The sequence below is a fragment of the Snodgrassella sp. B3088 genome (assembly GCF_026535815.1).
Lineage (GTDB): Bacteria > Pseudomonadota > Gammaproteobacteria > Burkholderiales > Neisseriaceae > Snodgrassella > Snodgrassella alvi_E.
In genome coordinates this window covers 1-1934 of the sequence record NZ_JAFNPG010000024.1, presented here as the reverse complement: position 1 = coordinate 1934, position 1934 = coordinate 1, and the positions used below count along the sequence as shown (strand labels likewise).

Sequence of the window (1934 nt, the reverse complement as noted above, 5' to 3'; positions counted from 1 at the left end):
TTCCATCCAAACCTTAATAAAGTTTTTGCATACAAGTTTTTATACTAGTGCAAATAATCTTCTTTGGTTAAAGGTTTTTGGGTAGGTTCTGGCGCTGTTGCTTCAGGAAACGAAAATTTTTTAGATTCATCCCAATTGATGCCAGTTTCATAGAATGTAAGTAGACGTTTTTGGATGTCTTTAGAATCTCCATACATTCCCGCATACTCTTTTGTTTGAATAATATCTAAGTGATCTTTTACAGTTAATTTAGGAATCAAAACCTTATTATCTACGGTGTCATATCTGTCATCCATTTCCACCAGACCTTTTGTACCAGTTAATATATCTGTAATAGTAATAATTTTAGATTGCTGTGGGCGTACATTTTTTCGTACATGTTCATTTTGTATTGAAACTAATAACTCTTTAAGTCTATGTGCAGCTACTGAATAGGTAAATAAGATATTAACCTTATTCAGGTCTACCCCATCCCATTCATCTTTATCATTAAATATATTAAAAAACTCCATCCAATGGTTTTTTCTGGATTGCGCTAATGAATACAATCCCTCTTTTATATAGACTCCGAATACTGTATTTTCTTGACTACGTTGTTTTTTGGTTAACATTTCTTTCCACCTGCTTTAGATTTGGTATTATTTTTTAAATGTTCATCCGCCGCAGCTAAGTATTCTTGCCACCGTGAATTATTTAGATAAAGCGTACGAAGTTTTGGTTTTTCGGTGCGGCTGTCTTGGTTGCGTCTTGTGTCGAGTAGGCCAGCTGCGGCATCATAGACAAAACCGTAGCGTTCGGTACGGTTTTGTTTTTCGATACGAACTTCGTCTAGGCGGTGTTTAACATCGTAGTGGTAATACTGGGTACCACTAACGGTCTCATTCGAGATGTTACATTTAAGTCAAAATTTATGCTATTCACTCAAGAGTAGGTAAATTATTTGAAATATATTACATTATTTTTTCTTTAAGTTTCCAAAAAAAATCGTCTGCAAATATTTAATTCAACCTCAAACCCAAAACAATATATCAATATAATCATCTATTTAATCATATTAGAAAATAGATTAAATTATATTTATTCATTTTTAATTGATTTTTTCAATCTTTTGATTTCATTAATTAAGTTAGGAATATCTTGTCGAGCATGCGCAATAAAGTCTTGGTCATATATTGTTCCACCAATAAGTTCAATATCTTCTCCACGGTTATTTTCATTCCCTGTCATAATAAAATTTGAGCCACTAGTATGATCCCTACCTTCAATATATGATATCCAAGGTCCACTTGTTGCTTTATCACAACGTTGTTTTATTTGATTCAATTCATAATCTGATATTTCAGTTTTTTTTTGCATTAACAATTTCCTTTGGATTTGAGTTTTTGTTTAGCTGATGGTTTTTTTTGAGTAGGTGTCATTAAAGCTTCTGCTTGCTCTGCCGATATGCCTGATAAAGCTGCATGATTAGGATTGTTTTTAGTTGGCGATGCAATAACATCACCACCCGCCGCTCGAACAGATCCAACTGTTGTAACACCGACTTTATTATGTGGAATTCCTTCTGTTAATTGTGCTAATGACTTATTTTTTGAGCTATTTACCGAAACTCCAGTTAATTTGCCATTATCATCGATTGAAACACCGCTTCCATTTTTAAACGAATCGGCAAGACATGCACCTCCTCGGCAAACAATAGCTTCATTTGGCAGTTCTGAACTCAACCCCCACGGATCAATCCAAGTCAACCCATTAGGCGCATACTGATACAAATTAAACCCACCCAACAACCCAATCGGATCCGGCTGCGTAAATCTGCCTATATCCGGGTCATAGTATCTGAAAGTATTGTAATGTAAGCCCGTTTCTCTGTCTAAATACTGTCCCTGATACCTTAGGTTCTGTTGTATCTGGCTGTGTTCGATTTCCTGTATCGG

Annotated in this window: 3 protein-coding genes; all 3 read right to left on the bottom strand. The window is 35.0% G+C overall.

All coding sequences use genetic code 11. The features are described from left to right. Positions 1 to 44 precede the first annotated feature (44 nt). Complete coding sequence (locus J3U75_RS09090; protein ID WP_267391640.1) at positions 45 to 611, bottom strand: hypothetical protein; 567 nt, start codon at positions 609 to 611, stop codon at positions 45 to 47. Between the two features lie 466 nt (positions 612 to 1077). After that, positions 1078 to 1356 carry a hypothetical protein gene (locus J3U75_RS09085; RefSeq protein ID WP_267391639.1) on the bottom strand — a complete coding sequence of 93 codons (279 nt, stop codon included), beginning with the start codon at positions 1354 to 1356 and terminating at the stop codon, positions 1078 to 1080. Continuing rightward, positions 1356 to 1934, bottom strand: a 579-nt coding sequence (locus J3U75_RS09080; protein WP_267391638.1) for an RHS repeat-associated core domain-containing protein, incomplete at its 5' end; no start/stop codon positions are given. The genes J3U75_RS09080 and J3U75_RS09085, both read right to left, overlap by 1 nt.